The 20,167-nt window shown below is 35.1% G+C and carries 19 protein-coding genes and 1 tRNA gene; 11 read left to right on the top strand and 9 right to left on the bottom strand.

What is annotated here, in order from left to right; translation table 11 throughout:
- The first annotated feature begins 120 nt into the window (after positions 1 to 120).
- The 10 genes from flgE to PHI38_RS01620 all read left to right on the top strand — a co-directional run bounded on the left by flgE (position 121) and on the right by PHI38_RS01620 (position 10,796).
- Complete coding sequence (gene flgE, locus PHI38_RS01665; RefSeq protein ID WP_299851887.1) at positions 121 to 2,544, top strand: flagellar hook protein FlgE; 2,424 nt, start codon at positions 121 to 123, stop codon at positions 2,542 to 2,544.
- Between the two features lie 102 nt (positions 2,545 to 2,646).
- Positions 2,647 to 3,582: a D-2-hydroxyacid dehydrogenase gene (locus PHI38_RS01660; RefSeq protein ID WP_299851884.1), complete on the top strand. Its 936-nt coding sequence runs from the start codon at positions 2,647 to 2,649 to the stop codon at positions 3,580 to 3,582.
- Positions 3,583 to 3,674: 92 nt separating this feature from the next.
- The gene (locus PHI38_RS01655) at positions 3,675 to 3,983 is read left to right on the top strand and encodes a DedA family protein (RefSeq protein ID WP_299851881.1); all 309 of its coding nucleotides are present in this window, start codon (positions 3,675 to 3,677) and stop codon (positions 3,981 to 3,983) included.
- Positions 3,984 to 4,015: 32 nt separating this feature from the next.
- Positions 4,016 to 6,586, top strand: coding sequence for an ABC transporter substrate-binding protein (locus PHI38_RS01650; protein ID WP_299851878.1), 2,571 nt, complete (start codon positions 4,016 to 4,018; stop codon positions 6,584 to 6,586).
- A complete protein-coding gene (locus tag PHI38_RS01645; protein ID WP_299851875.1) occupies positions 6,576 to 8,180 on the top strand; it encodes an FAD-dependent oxidoreductase in 1,605 nt (534 codons plus the stop codon). Before PHI38_RS01650 ends, PHI38_RS01645 begins: the two co-directional genes overlap by 11 nt.
- A complete protein-coding gene (locus PHI38_RS01640) occupies positions 8,170 to 8,874 on the top strand; it encodes a 2Fe-2S iron-sulfur cluster-binding protein (RefSeq protein ID WP_299851872.1) in 705 nt (234 codons plus the stop codon). Before PHI38_RS01645 ends, PHI38_RS01640 begins: the two co-directional genes overlap by 11 nt.
- A gap of 88 nt (positions 8,875 to 8,962) precedes the next feature.
- On the top strand, positions 8,963 to 9,460 hold the full coding sequence (locus PHI38_RS01635; protein WP_299851869.1) for a YajQ family cyclic di-GMP-binding protein: 498 nt from the start codon (positions 8,963 to 8,965) through the stop codon (positions 9,458 to 9,460).
- Positions 9,461 to 9,470: 10 nt separating this feature from the next.
- Positions 9,471 to 10,124 carry a DNA-binding protein gene (locus tag PHI38_RS01630; RefSeq protein WP_299851866.1) on the top strand — a complete coding sequence of 218 codons (654 nt, stop codon included), beginning with the start codon at positions 9,471 to 9,473 and terminating at the stop codon, positions 10,122 to 10,124.
- Positions 10,125 to 10,157: 33 nt separating this feature from the next.
- A tRNA-Ser gene (locus PHI38_RS01625) sits at positions 10,158 to 10,246 on the top strand.
- Positions 10,247 to 10,343: 97 nt separating this feature from the next.
- Positions 10,344 to 10,796, top strand: a complete 453-nt coding sequence (locus tag PHI38_RS01620) for a hypothetical protein (protein ID WP_299851863.1) — start codon at positions 10,344 to 10,346, stop codon at positions 10,794 to 10,796.
- On the opposite strand, the gene PHI38_RS01615 is transcribed toward PHI38_RS01620, so the two are convergent.
- From PHI38_RS01615 to PHI38_RS01605, 3 genes are read right to left on the bottom strand one after another with little or no spacing between them, the layout of a single operon-like run.
- Positions 10,782 to 12,713 (bottom strand): LapD/MoxY N-terminal periplasmic domain-containing protein, encoded by a 1,932-nt coding sequence (locus tag PHI38_RS01615; RefSeq protein WP_299851860.1) that lies wholly within the window; start codon positions 12,711 to 12,713, stop codon positions 10,782 to 10,784. The genes PHI38_RS01620 and PHI38_RS01615 overlap by 15 nt on opposite strands.
- Before the next feature lie 35 nt (positions 12,714 to 12,748).
- Positions 12,749 to 13,333, bottom strand: a complete 585-nt coding sequence (locus tag PHI38_RS01610; protein WP_299851857.1) for a transglutaminase-like cysteine peptidase — start codon at positions 13,331 to 13,333, stop codon at positions 12,749 to 12,751.
- A 28-nt stretch (positions 13,334 to 13,361) separates the two neighbouring features.
- On the bottom strand, positions 13,362 to 14,870 hold the full coding sequence (locus PHI38_RS01605; RefSeq protein WP_299851854.1) for a B12-binding domain-containing radical SAM protein: 1,509 nt from the start codon (positions 14,868 to 14,870) through the stop codon (positions 13,362 to 13,364).
- A 267-nt stretch (positions 14,871 to 15,137) separates the two neighbouring features.
- Between PHI38_RS01605 and PHI38_RS01600 the strand changes: the two genes are divergently transcribed.
- Positions 15,138 to 16,259 carry an MFS transporter gene (locus tag PHI38_RS01600; protein ID WP_299851851.1) on the top strand — a complete coding sequence of 374 codons (1,122 nt, stop codon included), beginning with the start codon at positions 15,138 to 15,140 and terminating at the stop codon, positions 16,257 to 16,259.
- On the opposite strand, the gene PHI38_RS01595 is transcribed toward PHI38_RS01600, so the two are convergent.
- Genes PHI38_RS01595 through PHI38_RS01570 form a run of 6 tightly spaced genes read right to left on the bottom strand, consistent with a single transcriptional unit; the run spans position 16,237 to position 20,167 of the window.
- Positions 16,237 to 17,043 carry a DUF481 domain-containing protein gene (locus tag PHI38_RS01595; RefSeq protein ID WP_299851848.1) on the bottom strand — a complete coding sequence of 269 codons (807 nt, stop codon included), beginning with the start codon at positions 17,041 to 17,043 and terminating at the stop codon, positions 16,237 to 16,239. The genes PHI38_RS01600 and PHI38_RS01595 overlap by 23 nt on opposite strands.
- Positions 17,044 to 17,047: 4 nt before the next feature.
- Complete coding sequence (locus PHI38_RS01590; RefSeq protein ID WP_299851845.1) at positions 17,048 to 17,860, bottom strand: mechanosensitive ion channel domain-containing protein; 813 nt, start codon at positions 17,858 to 17,860, stop codon at positions 17,048 to 17,050.
- Positions 17,861 to 17,907: 47 nt separating this feature from the next.
- Positions 17,908 to 18,237, bottom strand: a complete 330-nt coding sequence (locus PHI38_RS01585; protein WP_299851842.1) for a DUF309 domain-containing protein — start codon at positions 18,235 to 18,237, stop codon at positions 17,908 to 17,910.
- The gene (locus PHI38_RS01580) at positions 18,230 to 18,541 is read right to left on the bottom strand and encodes a hypothetical protein (protein ID WP_299851839.1); all 312 of its coding nucleotides are present in this window, start codon (positions 18,539 to 18,541) and stop codon (positions 18,230 to 18,232) included. The genes PHI38_RS01585 and PHI38_RS01580 overlap by 8 nt, the downstream gene beginning before the upstream one ends.
- 1 nt (position 18,542) lies before the next feature.
- Positions 18,543 to 19,292, bottom strand: a complete 750-nt coding sequence (locus PHI38_RS01575; RefSeq protein ID WP_299851836.1) for a metal ABC transporter permease — start codon at positions 19,290 to 19,292, stop codon at positions 18,543 to 18,545.
- On the bottom strand, positions 19,289 to 20,167 hold the full coding sequence (locus PHI38_RS01570) for a metal ABC transporter substrate-binding protein (protein WP_299851833.1): 879 nt from the start codon (positions 20,165 to 20,167) through the stop codon (positions 19,289 to 19,291). Before PHI38_RS01570 ends, PHI38_RS01575 begins: the two co-directional genes overlap by 4 nt.

Here is a 20,167-nt window from a genome sequence, read left to right as displayed (position 1 = left end):
ACAAGTAAAAAATAACTTAGCCTCTCTACATAAGAGAAGCAATAGTGCCAAAAATGGCTGATATATCGGAGCGAAAGTCGCTCTTAGTGTTTAAAAAACTTAATATATAAGGGGTTTAAAATGTTAAAATCACTTTTTGCTGGAGTTTCAGGACTTCAGTCGCACCAAGTTGCAATGGACGTAGAATCAAACAATATTGCAAACGTAAATACAGTTGGATATAAATATTCTCGTGCAAACTTTTCAGATCTTTTAGCACAAACTAGAGCAATTGCGACAGCACCTCAAGGAGAACTTGGTGGTAAAAACCCAGTTCAAGTTGGTCTTGGTACAACTGTTAGCTCAATGACACGTATCTTCTCACAAGGTTCAGTACAAAACTCAGATAAAAATACAGACGTTGCTATTCAAGGTGATGGCTTTTTTATTATCTCTCCAGATGGCGGAAATACATACAAGTATACTCGTGCGGGAGACTTTAAGTTTGATGCTGGTGGAAACTTTGTTGATAACAACGGATTTATTGTTCAAGGATGGCTCAGAGATAGAGAGACCGGTTTTGTTGATGCAACAGCGCCCATTACAAACATAAATATCCCTCCAGGGCTTACAACACCGGCATCTCCTACACAAAATGTAGTTATTAAAGCGAACCTAAACTCAGGTCCATTGGTAAAGACATATTCACCAGCTTATGAGGTAAAGAGTTATCCAGCAGGAGCAACATTACCAACCCTTAGAGCGGTAGATGGTAACGGTAATGCTATAGACTCTGGAAATATGGGTGTACTCTTTAATGACTCCGGAGAAGCATTTAACTTGCAAAAAAATCAAGGTATTTGGGCATCATTTACTCCTACAACAACAACGGCTGCAGGAGTGGTTGAAGACTCTACAACTATAACATACAGTAGACCTCCAGTAGCGGGTGATACTATAAGTGTAACTATTAATGGTACTTCATATTCTGCAGCTTTTAATACAGATGCAGCAACAACTTATGCTGATTTGGGAACAGCGGTAGCTGCTGTTGCAACAATTACTGCAGCTGGTGATACTCTTACGTTCAATCCAGCCACAGCGACGCCTATCGCGGTAACAAACCTTTCAAACGATAATGGAAGTGCAACTACAGCAGTAACTACAACATATACGGCTAATGAACTTAGTTTAACACTAGAACTTGATAATGGAACTACAAAGACAATATCGACAAGTGGTGGTACTGGAGCAGAGACTCAGGCGGAAAATGCGGCACGTTACGTTTCAGCAATTAATGCTCAATCATCAGTAACTGGTGTAGTTGCAACATACAATACAACTACTCATCTAATATCTCTTTCAAATAGCAATACAGATATGAACGCTTCTCATAATATTAGAATTACGGCAGTAGGAAACGCAAATAGTGGTTTCGCTACTACGGACTCTAGAACTACTGCATATAGATATCAGTATGATCCAACGGGTAAGTCAGTGGTATCTGGTATTGATAAGAAATTTACAACTATTGCAGATTTACGTGAAGCTCTGGAAAATCAAGCTCGTGCTGTAGGCGATGGGGATTTAGATGGTACTCCAAATGAGAATAATATTGAGATAAGAATAAACGCTCAAGGTAAGTTTGAGATGACAAACCCAGGTGGCTCTCAAGATGGCGATTATGATATTAATCTAGCTATTACTGGAATGAATGCTAGTAGTATAGCTGGTGGCGGAATAACTGAAAATACAAAGTTCACTAGAAACATGGAAGCTCTAAATGCTACACTACCAGCAGGAAGTGCTGGAAAAGCATTTTCACAAAGCTTTAACGCAGCAACACACTCTACAAGTATAGATGTTTTTGACTCACTTGGATCAAAGCATACACTAAGAACAGAGTTTAGAAAGGTTGCTGTTGATGCTTCAACCGGAAGTTCATGGAATATGAAGATTAGTGTTCCTGAGCCTGCTACCATCGACTCAGTAATGCCTTATAATGAAAAAACAGGTTTTGTACGTTTTAATAGTGATGGTTCACTTGCAACTTACAATCCACCAAACGTATCTTTTACAGCAAACAACGGCTCTGCTTCAAATCAGCAAGTCGCTATAAAGCTTGGAACTTCAAATAGTTTTGATGGAATGACGAGTTTTGACTCTCCTTCATCAACATCAGGAATCTCTCAAGATGGATTTACTGGTGGAGATTTAGTTGGTATCAGAATCGATCAAAGTGGAACGTTAATTGGCTCATTTAGTAATGGTAGAAGTTTTGGTCTTGCACAAATTGCAATGGCAAAGTTTACAAATAACGAGGGATTAACAACTGAGGGTGGAAACGTTTATGTACAAACTGCAAACTCAGGAGACCCAATCATTGGAACAGCTGCAACAGCTGGACGTGGATTTATGCAATCAGCTGCGCTAGAAGCTTCTAACGTTGACTTGTCTTTAGCATTAACACAGTTAATTATTATACAAAGAGGTTATCAGGCAAATGGTAAAACAATTACTACATCTGATCAACTTCTCCAAACGCTAATCGGATTAAAACAATAAGTTTAACTCTGTTTTAAAGTAACTCCTTCGCCCCTAGAAGGAGTTATCATGCGTTTTTGCCTCACTTAAAAAAATACCCATACATTGATTAAGGACAAAGAGTTGAATATTATAATTTTAGATGCACTTACCTTTGGAGATAGTGATTTAAGTGCTTTTTCATCTCTTGGAAATGTTCAGATATTTCAAACAACTTCACCTCTTCAAACCAGCGAGCGTATAAAAGATAGCGATGTTATAGTTACTAACAAAGTTGTTATAACATCTGAACATATGCAAAACACTCCATCTTTAAAGCTCATTTGTGTTGCCGCAACTGGTATGAATAACATTGATTTGCAGAGTGCAAAAAAAAGAGACATCGAGGTACGAAATGTATCTGGATACTCTAGTGATTCTGTTATACAGCACACCTTTTCTATGCTCTTTTATCTAATAGGGCACTCAAAGTATTATGACAACTATGTAAAAGATGGCTTATATGCAAAGAGTGAAATTTTCACAGATGTATCACGTCCATTTTTTGAGATAAAAGGTAAGAAATGGGGCATTATAGGGCTTGGTGAGATAGGCAGAGGTGTTGCAAATATCGCAAAAACTTTTGGTGCAGAGATTTGCTACTACTCAACAAGTGGAAATAATACAAATCAAGAGTACCCATCTCTTGCTCTTGATGAACTTTTAGTGAGTTGTGATATCATCTCCATACATGCACCGCTAAATGAAAATACACTCAATCTTTTAGATTATAAAGAGTTGCAGAAGTGCAGAGATGGTGCGGTTGTATTAAATCTTGGTCGTGGCGGGATTATCAACGAAGAAGCGGTTGCGCGCATTGTTGATGAGAGAGATATGCTCTTTGCTTTGGATGTTTTAAGCCGTGAGCCAATAGAGAAAAGCAACCCACTACTGCATGTTAAAAACAGAGATAATCTATACATAACACCACATATCGCTTGGACTAGCATAGAGGCACGAAAAGCCCTTATAGAGGGCGTTATAGATAATATAAAACTATTTTTAAAGCAAAAAGCATAGCAGAGATAGCACTGTTTTTATCCGCTTTTTTAGCGGCTACAATCCTTCCATTTAGCTCAGAGATAAGCTTTGTTGCGGCATTAGAGAGTGGCATGAGTGTAATAAACGCTATGTTTTTTGCGTCAAGTGGAAACATCCTTGCCATCATCCTAAACTACTCTTTGGGTTATCTTCTTTATGAGAAGACAAAAACAAAACTTTTTAACTCAAAAATCGGCAGAGCTTCATACGATTATGGACACCGTTATGGATATGCTGCACTTCTTCTTTCATGGCTACCTATAATTGGCGATCCACTAACGTTAGTCGCTGGTGTTTTAAGACTCAATTTTATATATTTTATCCTTATAAGTGCCACGCTTAGGGTGCTTAGATACTACTTTTTAACTCTTATGCTATAATTTAATAAATTAAAACAAGAGGAGAGGTTGTTATGAGATATATGCTTATTCTCCTCTTGTGCATCTCCCTTTATGCTTCACAAAAACCATTAGAAAAAGTCTCTTTACAGCTTCAATGGTTTGATCAGTTTCAGTTTGCAGGTTACCTTATGGCGCAAGAAAAAGGCTTTTATAAAGAAGCTGGCCTTGATGTTGAGGTAAAAAAGTATAGTGCTGAGGTAGATGCTGTTGAAGATGTACTAAGTCAAAGGACTACTTACGCAATTGGGCGCTCAAGTCTAATTTGGTACCGCTCAAAACGTAAGAAGATAACGCTTGTTAGTGCGATTTTCCAATCCTCTCCTATGATTTTAATAGCGTTAAAATCTTCAAATATAAATAACATAAAAGAGTTTGCAAATAAAAAAATCATGATAACTCCGAATGCTCTTGAGAGCGTACCAATATATGCCATGATAAAATCTGCTCAAGTTGATGAACAGAGTATTGAGTTTGTTCAACACACATTAAATCTTAATGAACTGATTGATAAAAAGATAGATTTGTATACTGGGTATAGCTCAAATGAGCCTTTTTTACTTAAAGAAAAAAAAATAGATTTTGAGGTTTTTTCTCCATCAAACAGTGGCTTTGATTTTTATAGTGATATTCTCTTTACATCAGAAGAAGAAGCATCCCAAAACCCAGAGCGAGTAAAGAGTTTTAGAGATGCGTCTGTTCGTGGATGGGAGTACGCATTTAACAATATTGATGAAGCTGTTTCTATTATGTATGAGAAGTATAATCCTCTAAAAAAATCAAAAGACGCTCTAAAATTTGAAGCACAAGAACTCAAAAAATTAGCCTATAAGAATGGACTTGCTCTTGGAACAATTGACAAAGAGAATATAAGAAGAGCTTTAGATATATATAGATTAATGGGTGTGGTTGACTCAGAGGTAGATATGGATAGACTAATCTTTAACTCAGAGAATAAGTTTTACACACAAAAAGAAGAAGAGTTTTTAAAAGAGAAAAAAGAACTCAAAATCTGTGCTCTCTCAAAACTTCTACCATTTAGTGATATAAGAGAGAGTTCATTTGTAGGAATCTGTTCAGATGTTTTAGATTTAACTAAAGAGCATATAAAAATTCCATACAAAGAGATATACGCTTCTTCTTGGGAAGAGAATTTAGCAAATCTTAAAAATAAGAGATGTGATATTTTACCAATGGCTACACAGAGACTTAAAAAAGAGAATCTCTTAGTTGCTGATCCCTACTATAAAGAGCAACCAGCTGTAGTTACTAAAAAGTCGCAAAACTATATAGTTGATATAAAAAATATCTCTGATAAAAAATTTGTAGCAATAAGAGCAAACCCATTTATCATAGAACTTAAAATCAAGTATCCAATGCTTAATATCTCCTATGTTAATTCGCTTCAAGAAGGGTTTGAGAGCGTTGAGAGTGGTGAATATTATGGATATATAGATACTTTAGTTGCAACTGCGTATGCTTTTAAAAATATATCTAACGGTAATTTGAAAATTGCTGGATTGTTTGATGACAAAATAGGTGTCGGATTTGGATTTAGGCAAGAGGATAAAGAGCTATATGAAATTTTTAAAAAGGTATCAAAAGAGATAAAACCTTCTGATGTAGATAAAATTATAAGTAAGTGGATATCAGTCAACTACATCAAAAGTATAAATTTTGAGTATATAAAAGAGATACTTTTTTTACTTTTTTCTCTTACTATATTCTTTTTTTATAGACAGCATCTCTTAAAGAAAAAAAACAAAGAGCTTGAAGCCTTAAAGGATGAGTTACAACAAAGAGTTGAAGAGGCAGTAGTTGATATACAAAAAAAGGATACCTACATGCTTCACAAATCAAGACAAGCACAGATGGGCGAGATGATAAGTATGGTAGCGCATCAGTGGAAGCAGCCTCTTAGCTCTATCTCAGCACTTCAAATATCGGTTTTGATGGCGTTAGAGCTTGAAGAGTATGACCTCACAGATCAGAGGCAAAGAGAGAGTTTTTTATTCTATTTGCACGAGAGATTAAAGAAGATAGGTGAGCAGACACAAGCACTTAGTATGATTATCTCTGATTTTAGTGATTTTTATAAGCCAAACAAGCTTCAACAAAAGGTGCCATTAAATTCTCTTGTATTAAAAGCGTATAAGTTTTTGGAAGATAATTTAAAATCTGAAGAGATAGATTTATACTTAGAGCTTAATTCCAAAAAGAGTGTTATGGTATATAAAAATGAGTTTATTCAACTCCTCTTAAATATCATAAACAACGCAAGAGATCAGCTCAAACAAACAAACAAACAAGATGCACAGATTTGTATAAAGAGTTATGATACAGATGATATCTGCGTTATAGAGATAAGTGATAACGGAGGCGGAGTTGATGAGAATATAAAAGATAACATCTTTGACCCATACTTCTCAACAAAGTTTGACAAAAATGGTACAGGGCTTGGTCTTCACATGTCTAGAAGTATTATAGAACAGCATTATGGAGGCAAAATTTATCTGCAAAATATAGAAAATGGTGCAAAATTTATTATAGAGTTAGCAATAGATAAGGAAATAGATGAAAAATAGAGTAATAGTTATAGGCTCTGGTGGAGCAGGTCTTGTTGCTGCACTTAGTGCGCATGAGAGTGGTGCAAAAGTAACAATAATAACAAAAGAGTATCCAACAAGAAGTCAAACATGTATGGCTCAAGGTGGCATAAATGCAGCACTCTCAAATGTAGATGAAGATAGCGCTGAGTTACATATTCAAAATACACTAAAATCAGCACGTTCTTTGGCTAATGAAGATGCGGTTAGATTTTTATGTAATAGTGCCAAAGGTGCAATAGAGTGGTTAGATAGTATAGGAGTTCCTTTTAGTAGAACAAAAGATGGCAAGATAGCCCAAAGAAAATTAGGTGGCGCATCTGCTACGAGGGCTTGTTATGCACAAGACTATACAGGTCTGAAGATACTCCATACACTTTATGACAGATGCACAGCTTTAGGGATAGAGTTTTTAAACGAGAGATATCTTTTAGAATTTATAACAGATGAGAGTTCTAACAAAAAAAGTATTTGTGGTGTTAGTGTTTTAAACAAAAGAAGTGGTGAGGTTGAGCTGATACAAAGTAACAGTGTTATAGTTGCCACGGGTGGTTATAGCAGAGTTTTTCATAACTACTCTACAAACTCTATCTCCTCAAGCGGGGATGGGATTGCAGCAGCACTTCGTGCTGGAGCAGTGGCGAGTGATTTGGAGTTTATACAGTTTCATCCAACATCTCTAAGGGGCTCTTCTATATTGATATCTGAGAGTGCAAGAGGTGCTGGAGGATATCTTCTTAACTCTAAGGGTGAGAGGTTTATAAATGAGTTAGCCCCTCGCGATGAGGTCTCACGCGCAATACATGATGAGATACTAAAGGGAGAGAGTATCTTTTTAGATATCCGTCATTTAGGCTCTGAGTTTATTGAAAAAGAGTTGCCACAAGAGGCAAAACTTGCAAAACTTTATGAGAACATTGATCCCTCTCTCGAGCTTATTCCTATAAAGCCAGCAGCACACTATACGATGGGTGGTTTAGATGTAGATGAGAAAACATCTACCAATATCCAAGGACTTTTTGCAGTTGGAGAGTGTGCAAATCATAGAGTTCATGGAGCAAACAGACTTGGCGGAAATTCACTCCTTGAGCTTGTTGTATTTGGCCGAGTTGCTGGAGAGAGTGCTGCAAAGTTTGCTTGTGAGCAAGATTTGGATATAGATATAAAAAGATATAAAAATCTACATGAAGAGAATTTAGAGCAGATAAAATCTTATACAAATGAGATAAATTTTTATGAGAAATACTCAGAGTTAGGTGAGATGTTCTATAAAGATGTGGGAATTAAAAGAGATAAAAAAACTCTGCTCTGTACACTTGAGAATGTTAAAGAGATGAAGAAAGCTCTTAAAAATATGGGAGTGAGCGATAAAGGAAATATATATAACTCAAATCTTATAGAGTTTTTGGAGTTTAAAAATATGCTCTTTTTAAGTGAGCTTATTCTTCTTTGCGCCATCCAAAGAGATGAGAGCAGAGGTGCACACTTTAGAGTTGATACACAAGAGAGCAAGACGGCATTTGATGCACATACCATAATAGATAAAGATGGAGTAATCAGCTATGAAAATTAGTATAAAAAGAGAAGACTCACATGAGATTTATGATGTGCCTTTGCAAGATGTGACACTCTTAGAGATTTTAAATGAGATAAAGAACAAAATTGATGCAACCTTAGCATATAGCAGCGGATGCAGAAGCAGTGTTTGTGGAAGTTGTGCTGTGCGGGTAAACGGCAAAGAAGTTTTAGCATGTTCATATAAAGCAGAAGATGGCGATGTAGTAGAGCCGCTTTTAAATGTCCCTATCGAGCGAGATTTAGTTGTAAACATGGACAAAGCGTACGGATTTAACTCAAAAGCAAAAGCGTATCAGAGCACAATAGTGCAAAACATCAAACTAAGTGATGAAGATGAGAAGAGAAATGCGCTTCAAAGCGATTGTATATTATGTAGTGCATGTTATAGTGCATGTCCAGTGTATGCTGTAAATAAGGAGTTTTTAGGGCCTTTTTCACTAACAAGAGTGTGGCGTTATGTGAGTGATAAAAGAGAAGAAAACCCAAAAGATAAGATTGATAACATCCAAATGGATGGAGTTTGGGATTGTACCTTGTGTAACGCATGCACGCTTGTTTGCCCACAAGGAATCTCTAGTAAAGCAGATATAGAAAAATTAAGAGCCAGAAGTGTTATGTTTGGTTATAGTGACCCATCGTTTGGGAGCTTTGATGGCGGGTTTGGCTTTGATGGGAGCCCAAGTTTTTGATTAGTTTTACATATTTTTAAGTTATCTTAGATTGTGTTTGTTATATAATCAAAAACCGTTAGTTTTAAATAAATATGGAGTGACAAAAATGGCAAAAGAGTACTCATTTGATATAAGTGCAAAGATAGATATGCAAAGTTTTAAAAACGCTATAAATCTTGTAGATAAAGAAGTAGCAAACCGTTATGACTTTAAAGGTACAACTTATGAAGTTGACTATAAAGAAAAAGACAAACTATTGGTGCTAATCGCATCAAGTGATAACAAACTTGACGCTCTAAAAGATATTGTTATAACAAAACTCTTAAGACAAGACCTCTCATCAAAAGTGCTAGATGAGCAAAAAACTGAAAACTCAAGTGGGAATAACAGAAAGGTAACTTTTAAAATTGTTGATTATATTGACTCAAAAGAGGCAAAGAAAATAACAGCAGAGATCAAAAATCTAAAACTAAAAGTTACCGCTCAAATAGAGGGAGATTCCATAAGAGTAAAGGGCGCTAAGCTTGATGACTTGCAAAAAGTTATAGCAACTATCAGAGGTATGGAGTGGGAAGCACCTTTAGTTTTTGAAAATATGAGATAGGGGATAAAAGATGTCAAAGTTAACTATTTCTGATGCAGCGCAGTTTTTAGGTGTATCTAAAGAGGCGATTCATAACCGCATAAGAAGAGGAACACTTCAGAGTGTGGTTGAAAATGATGTAAAGCTCGTGGTAATTAATGAAGAGGAAAGTACTAACAATACAGCGAAAAAATCTTCTAATCAAAAACACTCAATCCATGGTAATGATAAATATTATAAATTTTTAGAAGAGCAAAATACAAAGCTTCAATGCAGAGTTGATACGCTAGAGGGTGAGACAAGAAGCCTAAGAGATCAAAAAGAGCAGATGCTCATCGATGAGAGAATCAAGATAGAAAATATCTATAAAGAAAAAGATGAACAGTTAAAAAATATCATAAACGCAATATCTTCAAAACTAATGCTCTCTACCTCGCAAGAGACGATAGAAGGTGAGATAGATGAAGCGCAAGAGATACAAGAAACGCAAGATGCAGAGTTTGCTAAGAGTAGATTGGTTTCTCTAAACAAATATCTAAAGAGCCAAGATTTTTCAAAGAAGAAAATTTCCAAAATAAAGATAAAGTTTAAACTAAAAGCCAAAGAAGACTCAAGAGTAGTAACTATCGGTAAGAAATACTATATAGATTTACAAAAATACGATTATAGTGATTTCTCTATTTAAGCCACTTAGAGATAAAATTCGCACTCCAAAGAAGGACAGTTGGGAGAGTTGGTTTAATCCAGTCGCCTGGAACGCGGCCGTAGGGAAACTTACCGAGGGTTCGAATCCCTCACTGTCCACCATATATCAAACAAAAATCACTAAAACAAATCGTTTTTAATCAAGCAAAGCCGATATATATATGTACATAAGATATAATACATAAAAAAGTGATATTTAATGGAAACTGAGTTAATTGTAAAGTTTATTATAGGGCTTGTAGCACTTTTATCACTTTTAGTTTTTCTGCTTTTTTTAGAGCCAAATAAAGATAAAAAAAAGCCTGATGACGCCCCTAAAGTCAGTAAAGATACGAACAAAGTTGATAAGGAAGATACAAGCTTAGATGCCTTAGTCTCTATTATAAAAAATAAGAGATCTGACGCTTCAAGACTCTCTTATGCACTTGATATGATTTTAAAATACCATGGGATGGTTCATAGAAAAATGGGCTTAAGAGCACATAGAGATTTTGAGACTTATGAAGAAGTTCTCTTTATACTATGCAGACACCCTAATGCTAATAAAGATTTGATAATAAACTTTGATAGAGAGTTGGCGCGTTTAAATCCTGATTATAAACAAGAGATAAATGACGCTGTAACAAAAGGTTTAAATTCAAGAGGCATCTAAATCTAGCTCCTCAGTTACTTTTCCTTGAATAACATAGATACCTCTACTCTGTAGCTTCTCTAAAGTCTGAATATCCATAACTCCAACGGCAATCAGCGACATACCTACAGTGTCTGTTATAAGTCTTAGAGCAGAGAGTGATTGATCACTTTGAGTTAAAAAGTAGCTACTCTCTCCTTTTATATAAATAGGTCTTAAATCTTGGAGATACTGATAGTCATCGCTCTCTCCAATAAACTCAAATATGCCTATGTTAATACCAAATTTTCGAAATAGAGCTACATACTCTCTGATTAGCTTTGAGTCTTGGCGTATAAGTTTATCTGGAAGCTCTATAATTATTTTAAAGTTAAGCGTAGCAGCGTTTGCGCGTAGAAGATCACTTAATTCATTATATGTATCATTTGCCTCAAGATATTCATATGGAAGTCTTAGGGAGTAAGTTGAGGTGCTAAGAAGCATAGATGAGTGTCTAAGTAGCATAGAGAGTACTTTTTTATAGATATTTACACTAAGTCCAGTTTGTATAGCTGGAGCCATAAATTGAGCATAAGAGTAAGATGTGTTTTTATCTAGCGTTAGTTGAATGCTAAGAACATGATGGAATAGTTTTTTAGCTTTTGTATCAATAACGCTCCAAGATACAAAAGTAAATCTATCTTTTTTTATAGCTTTGTTTATAAGTAGTTTCCACGCCTCTTTTCCCATAACCTCTATAGCGCAATCGGCTTTTTCTATATGTATATGTTGTAGGTTGAATTTTGCTTGTGCTAGAGCGTTATCAGAACGCGCAAATAGTTCAGATACCGTATCTGTATTTTTGTATTCATAAACCCCAATTGAGATAACTGTTTGCGTTATATCGAGCTCAGCGCCTTCAATCGCAACATTGCAAGCTTGTCTTATGTTTTTTGCTAACTCTATAGCATTTTCGTTTGAGTAGTTTGGTAAAAAAAGTGCAAACTCAGTCCCATTTAGTCTTGCAATAATTGCGTCTTTTACATCTTTTGTTTGAGTGCTAAAAATATTGGCAATAGTTACAAAGAGTCTATTTACCCTCATTCTGCCTATTTTTTCATTAGCTTCAATAACGCCATTAAGAGCTACAATCATATTTACGCCGCCCTTGTAGGAAGAGTCTATCTTAAGGTATGAAGGTAGTTTATCTGTTAGGTACTTTCTATTTTTTAACTGGGTACTTTTATCGATATACTCTAACTCTTTTTGCGCTCTTAGCTCATCGTTTCCTTTATCAAACATAGCCTTTACTTTTGTAACCATTGTATTCATTCCAAGGACAACATCTCTAAACTCTTTTGTATAAGGGATGTTTTTTTGGACAATAAATTCATGCCTCGTAATAGCAGCTGCTTGTTTTTGTACTACTTTTAATGGTTTTAATATAGCAAGAAGCAGAAGGTGCAACGCACCAAGAGCAATTACTGCAATAAAAGCAAATGAGATAAGCAGGTTTATGAAAATTGCATAGAGCTGTTTATATGCGTATGTTGCATCACCTTGTACTTTTAAGATTCCGACTTGTTTCCAGCCAGCAGAGACGTTTGCATATGCAAGAGGTGCTTGAAGATTTACAAAAGAGATAAACCATTTTGGGATATTACTTAGGTTACTCTCAATTTTTCTATCATAAAGTATTTTATCATCAACGTCAATAAGTGCTATATGATTGTAGTTTCCGCCGTCAAAATTTGCATTTATCATAGTTGACATCATAGTTGTATCGCCATTGGCACTTCCAAGATAGAGGCTTAGTGAAGTTGCGGTGTTTTTTGCATCATCATAGAGCCTCTCTTGAACTCCTTTGTTTGCACTTTTAAAATTAAGGGCTAGTACTGTTGTTAGAATGATAAGTAAAAATAGCGACAATATTAGGGCTATCTGCTTAAAGAGCGTCATATTTTCTTCCTTTGCATGTTGAGCATTAGCTTATCCTATTTTTTATGAGAGTTTTCACTATTTTTTCCAACTTTATAAAGTGTATCACCGTTAAAGTTATAAATAGGTGTTAAGTCGTCTCGTTTTGAAGCTGGAGATATTTTATGGTTGTCGTTGTCTAGGATAAGCGGCTCGCTTTTTGGAGTTTCAAAGTATGTCAAAACCATATGAGGTTCTTCAAATTTTGTAGAACGTACATATGTAAAGAAGAGTTTTTTGTGGTCTACGTTTAAATATTTTAGGGCAAAATATTTACTTATTACATAATCTTTGCTATCACTCAGGTTATTACACAAAAACTCCCATGGTGTAGCCAAATAATCACCTTTAGATGAAATTTGTATATCTGAAGAATACTCTACTTCATTAAAAAAGTCATTTACGCCCTCTAGCTTTTGTAAATCACTTTTACCCCTTAGCATATCAAGTCTCTCTTGAAGAAGAGAGGCTCTCTTTTTTGCAAATGTATTGTGCTTCTGCTCTATCGCAGGGAGCAACTCTTTATCCGTAAAAGGTTCAAAAGATAATAGATTGCTTGCAATAAATAGTGATAATAGTATAAATTTTTTTAATCTAAGCATATAAGATTATATCAAAAAAATTTGAATTTTATTGCTGTCTTTTGTTAAAGCCAGAGGTTCCTTTTTTGGCACTATTTGATGTAATTGAGGCATATTTTTTTAAATAATGTGGAACGACTCTTCCCTCAAGTCTCATCATATCTTCTATCATAACATTTGCAACAGATTCCTCAGAGAGATTTTTTATCTCACATAAGTATCTAAAGAGCAATTCACCTAATCTTTGAAGTGAGATTTGCCAAGTTGAGTCAGTTTGTTCATACATCCAAAGACCAAAATCATAAAAACTCTCAAACACACTATCATCTTGCCAGATTAACTTTACGCTTTGTTTGAAGTTACCGCTGTTATAGGTCAAATCCCAAAATCTTGAAAATCTCTTCATGATTCCAATTTGCTCAAAGGAGAGCTTTGAAGTCTGCAGTACATCATAAGGAGGGATATCACTATATATCATCCCATGCTCTATATCGTGGCGATTTATGTAAGTTCCTGAGAGTTTTTTGAGGATTCCTATCTGTATCTCACAGCTACTTAGCGATACTAACTCATCTAGGTTTTTCCCAAAACTCTCCAAAGTCTCCCCAGGCAAGCCAACAATCAAATCAAGATGAATATGCGCATGCGTCTCATTTTCTAAAAAGAGTATATTTTCTTTGATTTTTTCTAGATTTAGAACTCTTGAGATATTTTTTGCAATCTCTGGGTTTAGCGTTTGTATCCCTATCTCAAGCTGCAGAGCGCCATCTTTAAAAGAGGCTATTTTACTCTTTAGTGATTGTGGGAAGTGATCAGGTACAACTTCAAAGTGTGCAAAATATGGCTCATTTTGATCTTTGTTTAAAAAGAAATCTAGCAGAGTAGAGGCTGTTTTTATATTGAGATTAAAAGTTCTATCTATAAACTTAAAATTTCTAGCTCCTCTTTGCCATAAAAGTTCAAACTCTTCGAGGAGCGTTTGTATATCAAAGGCTCTTACCTTCTCATCCATTGAAGAGAGACAAAACTCGCACTCAAATGGACATCCGCGCGAAGCCTCTACATAAATATAACGGTTTTTTATATCATCATCACTATAGTATCTATAAGGAAGAGCTATGTTTTTAAGTGAGGGCATAGTCATCTTTATGATTTTCTCTTTTGGCTCACTTGAGTAGAGGATGTTTTTACATAGTTCATAAAAGGCTACATCGCCTTCACCTTGAATGATAAAATCAGCAAGATCAAGATTTACTCGAAAGGGCTCATGTGAAACCTCTGGCCCACCTAAGATAATCTTAGTTGCAGGAGAGACTTTTTTAATGATGTGAATTAGCTCATAAACCTCTTTAACGTTCCATATATATACGCCTATGCCAATGATTTGAGGATTATGTGAGAGGAGTTTTTGAGCGACGCTCTGCATTGCATCATTGATTGTAAATTCTTGGATAAGTGCATCATCTCTAAGCTCTGCTAAGTTTGCAAAGAGATATCTAAGAGCTATAGAAGTGTGAGTAAATCTTGAGTTTAAAGTTGTTAGGATAATTTTTTTCATGGGGTAAGTTTAGCATAATTATCCAAGCCAAAAAGGGGGAATGGCTGGATAATTAAAATAATTTATAGGTTATATATCTCTATTATGAAAGGGGTTGAACATAATTGAGATGGGTAATGATATTAATTATTAGTTAACATTGAGTAAATAGTTAGAAAATTTGACTAATTTGTGCCACTTTTCATCTGAGGTAGCGCTAACATAACTACATATCGAGTATATGTTATTATCTTTTTTTGTTTTATTGATAACATAGTACAATTGCGCATGTCATTATTATTAGCAATCTTTTATTTCTTTTACTTCTCAATTATTGGTGTCTATATTATTTTCTTGCCAAAAGTACTCTCTATGGCAGGATATAGTGCAAGTGATATAGGTATAATCTTTGCAGCAGCTCCTCTTGTGCGCTTTATAGTTCCTTTTGCTTTTATAAAAGGGCTTAAGATAAATATAGTGAGCTTTAATATCGCACTTTTAATAATGGTTCTTAGTGCCTTGTCATTTTATTTCTCACTTGAAAGCTTCTACAAACTACTTCTCTCAAACATAGCTTTGGGTGTAGGCCTTAGTGTTGTCCTTCCATATGTAGAGGTAATATCGCTTCAATACTTACAAAAAGAGAGATATGGAAAGATAAGACTCTTTGGCTCTGTAGGGTTTATTTTAGTAGCTCTTGTTTTGGTAAAGTTTTTAGAAGATAGTAGTATGGCTCTTTTATATCTTTTAGTTTTAACTTTTATAACAGCACTCTTTGGACATATAATAGCAAGAAAAGCATCTACTGTTTTGGAAAAACAGATAGAGCATATAAACGATATAAGTCTTTTAAAAGATTGGAAGTTATGGCTTGGACTTACTCTTATGCAGGTTAGTTTTGGCTCTTTTTATAACTTTTTTACTATCTATACAACAGATCATGGTGTAACTCTTGATATAACAATCTATCTTTGGACTTTTGGTGTTATTGTCGAGATTTTTATGCTCTATTTCCAAGGGGCACTTTTACGTAAAAACTTACTTTTGATACTTCAACTAACTACTTTTATAACAGCTATTCGTTGGTTTTTACTCTTTGCATTTCCTAACAATGTAGGTATGTTATTTTTCTCTCAATCTATGCATGCGCTTAGCTTCGCACTCTTTCATTCAGCGGCAATTAGTTATCTTTTCTATTTTTATAAACATAAAGCTTTAGCACAACAGTTTTTCTCAGGGATTACTTATGGTTTTGGAGCGTTTTTAGGCGCGCTTATGGCGGGGTATATTTATGAGTTATACCCAAGTTACCTCTTCTTAAGTGCGACATTCATCGCACTTATGGCAACTTGGTTTTTATATCTTTGGGGAGTTAGTCAAAGAGGCCTTAGTAGTCAGCAATCAGGTTAAAAGTAAACATTTTATCTGTTGAAGTTTTTCCAGTAAGTGCTGGTTGATTTGTATAGTCGATATGGTACGCGATACCAGCTGAAAATATTTCAGAGAGTCTTGTAGTAAATGCTGTTTTTGAGTAAGCAAAGTAGTTTCCAAGGTCAGAAAATTCTGATCTATAACTAAGCGTTTGGTGAAACTTTAAGTTCTCTAGCACCTGCATATTGTATACGCCTTTTAGTCTGTAACCATAGTATTCTCTATCTTGCTCACCAAAAACTTTATCTTTTGCATATAAGAGATTTCCATCTACTGTAAAATCATTAAAGTCAGTCTTGATAGCCACATATTTAGCACCAGGTCCTGTATAGAACTGGTAGTCAAAACCAGAAAATTTATCATCTTTATATCCAACTAAGTAGTCAAGAGAGAGCACTTCAGATAACTTATAATCATAAACAAGTTCGCCCAAAAATCTGTTTTTGTTCTCTTTACCATTTTCTGTTCCATACTGCATAAGCATTGAGAGTTCAAGAGAGTGTAAATCCCAACTGTTAGTTAGCTTTACATCAGCATTAAAAGCTTCTGTGTCTGTGTTTCCAGAGTTTGATACATATCCAACTTCAGCACGAGCCTTAAACACATAATCCTCTTTTGGAAGTGTTGCTTGAAGCTCTTTTAGATTTGCCTTTAACTTGGCAATCCTAGCTTGCGTATCTTTTATCTCATCTTTTATATCTTCTGTATTTTGAGCCATTAGACACGAGGTAACTAAAGAGAGGGCTATCATAGTTTTGTACATTTTTTTAATCCTTTTTTGTGTGAATATCAATTTGTGGAAATGGAATAGATATCCCTTTTTCATCAAACGTAGTTTTTATTTTTTCTAACATATCAAAGTTTACATTCCAGAAGTCGTCATTATTGACCCATACTCTAAATGTAAAATTTACGCTACTTTGGGCTAGTTCACTAACTGCAACTAACGGTTCTGGATCTTTTAGAACTCTCTCGTCCTCTTTTATGATTTGTTGTAGGGTCTCTTTTACAAACTTCAAATCATCATCATATCCAACACCGATACTTAGAGTTACGCGGCGTGTTGGCTTGTTAGAGTAGTTTGTTATAGTAGAGTTTATAACAGATGAGTTAGGAATCATAACAGTTTTGTTATCAGGTGTTGCCAATACAGTTGAGAATAGGTTTATCCCCTCAACCTTACCAAAAGAGCCACCAGCATCTATAGTATCTCCAACCCTAAAAGGTCTAAATAGTATGATTAAAACAGCAGCGCCAATGTTTGAGAGAGAGTCTTTAAGCGCTAAACCAACGGCTAAAGAAGCAGCACCAAAGATTGCTAAAAATGATGTTGTATTTATACCAAGAGTGCTAAGTGCTGTTAGTATAACAACTATAAAAAGAGCAAAATAAATAACTTTTGATAAAAACTCAATTAGAGTTATATCAACCTTCGCAGTTATCATAATCTTTTTAAGAACTGATGTTATCTTTTTAGCAATAACTTTACCAATAAAAAATATGGCAATAGCCGCAATAATTTTTAAACCGTATTCACTTACATAACTAATGAGTAAGTCATTATATTTTGATATATCCATCTTTTATGCCCTTGTAAAATTTTTTCGGAAGTATATCAGAAATAGTGTCACTCTGCTTTGTTTTGAGACTGTTTTATGAGTTGTATCTCTTGTATGATGAGATTGTATGTGTCTAGATATGGTGAGTCTATATTGTGAATAAGCTCTTTGTATTTTAGATAGGTTGGCCAAACTTTTTTTGAAGCTTCTACTTTGCCTTTTTTAAAAAGTTCAAAACTTACAGACGCGTTTATAAAACCTTTTAGAAGTTTTATCTCATCGGAGTCTTCAAATCGTCTCTTAAACCATAATAGTTCCATGTCTTCATGTGCATCATAAAAATTATCACTACGGAGATTTTCTATGAAACACTCAAGCTGTTTTATGTGCTCACTCATCAAGAACCATCATATTTACTCGCCAGTAACCTCTGCCACCATGCAGTGAGATGCAGTGGTGTTTTGGGAACTTTTCTTTATACTCTTTTAGCCTATTTAGTGTCGCTTTACCCGTGTCGCAGTAAAACACAAAGACACTTCCCTCTGGCTCGCTTTGTAACTCATACGGGTTGTAGAGTACCGTATCTGCTTTTTCTATGGGAGAGAGAATCGTGTCAATTAAAAGAACTTTTACACCTTTGGCTTCAAGCTCTTTTTTGTTTTGCAAAAATTCTTTTTGTGTCCATTCATTTGGAAAATTCATATCAGTTATTTAACGCCTTTTTTGATGTTACTAAAACGATAAGTGCGGTTAGAAATGCTCCTAAAAAGACAATAGCATAACCAGTTGGCAAATCGTAGAAGTATGATAGGATAATTGCGCTTATACTAAAAACCCATCCAAAGATGAAACTCCCAAGTAAAGGCCTTTTAAAGTTTAAAGAAAGTGCTACAAAAGGAGGAGCAATAAGAAGAACAAAGACTACAAAAACTCCTGCAAGTGAGACAGATGAAGTAACTGTTATAGCTAGGAGTGAGAAAAAGAGAAGCTCTTTAAAAAATCCACTAAGTTTTGGGTATATAAAGTAGAGCGCCATTGCTATAAAAGCATATATAACCCCACTCTTTAATACTTCCATCGGCGGAGTAAAGAGTATATCACTAGCAAGAAGTGATTTAAAATGCTCCATCCCCTCAGCAGAGTGAGATAAAACCATCATAATCCCACTAGCTCCCAAAACATATAAAATCCCGATGAATGCTTCAAGGTGAAGTTTTCTAGTTGTTGCGTAAGCTATAAGAGAGGCACTAAGTAGGGCAAAGCCAAGGGTTAGTATATAAAAATGTTCTTCATGAAAATATCCAAGACTAATAGATGAGCCAAGAGCCGCAAACTGCGCTATTGCTAAATCTGTAAAGATAATGCCTCTCTTTAATATCTCCATACCAAAATATGAGTGAAGCATAACAAGTATGACTACAAGAGCGATGGGAACTAGTAAAATATCTATCATTTTATGGCACTTGTTAGATAATCAAATAGAGCGCTTAAGTTATCGATACTATCTAGCGCTTCTATATCATGAGGCATAAGAATCACTTTTATGCCACTTTTTTGGCTTATAAAATCTGCTGTTTTTGTGGAGTGATAAACATCATGTAAGATGCAGCAAGGCTGCTCTTTTTTAATAAGCTCAATAATTTCTATCGTATGTTTTGAAGATGGGGGAATTCCCGCTAGTGGCTCAATCGTGCCTATGTTTGTTAGCCCATAAGCTTTGTTAAAGTAGGCTAGATTATCATGAAACTGTATCACTTTAAGACCATTTTTACTCTGCATCTTCTGTTTCCAAATAACAATTTTCTCACTCCACATATCAAAAAACTCTTTGTAGTTTTTCTCATATACCTCTTTATGTTCAGTGTCAATTGAGATAAGAAACTCTTTTATAACGTTTGCAAGAAGAAGGATATTTTGTGGATCTAGATGAAAGTGTGGATTTCCATCTGGGTGAATATCGCCATCTTTTCTATCTACTAAAGAGGGCTTATTTATAAGCTCTACATGGTGTGATAGATTTAAAAAAGTTGGCGAAGAAGGTGAAGTTTTTGGATTTGCTGCTCTGTTTATTAGAGGTGGAAGCCAGCCGATTTCAAGCTGGGCTCCATTCATGATAAGTGCATCTGCATTTCTAACTTTTGTTATCAAAGAAGGACGTGGAATGATAAAGTGTGGATCCCAATTTCCCTTTGCTAACACAGTAGTCGTTATATGCTCGCCACCGATACTCTTTGTTAGAGCACCAATATAAGGATAACTAACCACAATATTTAAGTGCGCTAAGAGTGTTAGCGGCAATAGTGTTAGGAGTGTTAGTAACTTTTTCAT

Origin of the sequence: Sulfurimonas sp. (genome assembly GCF_028694895.1) — a bacterium.
Classification (GTDB): domain Bacteria; phylum Campylobacterota; class Campylobacteria; order Campylobacterales; family Sulfurimonadaceae; genus Sulfurimonas.
Note: the sequence above shows the minus strand (reverse complement) of the source record. Positions and strands in the feature narration are given on the sequence as shown.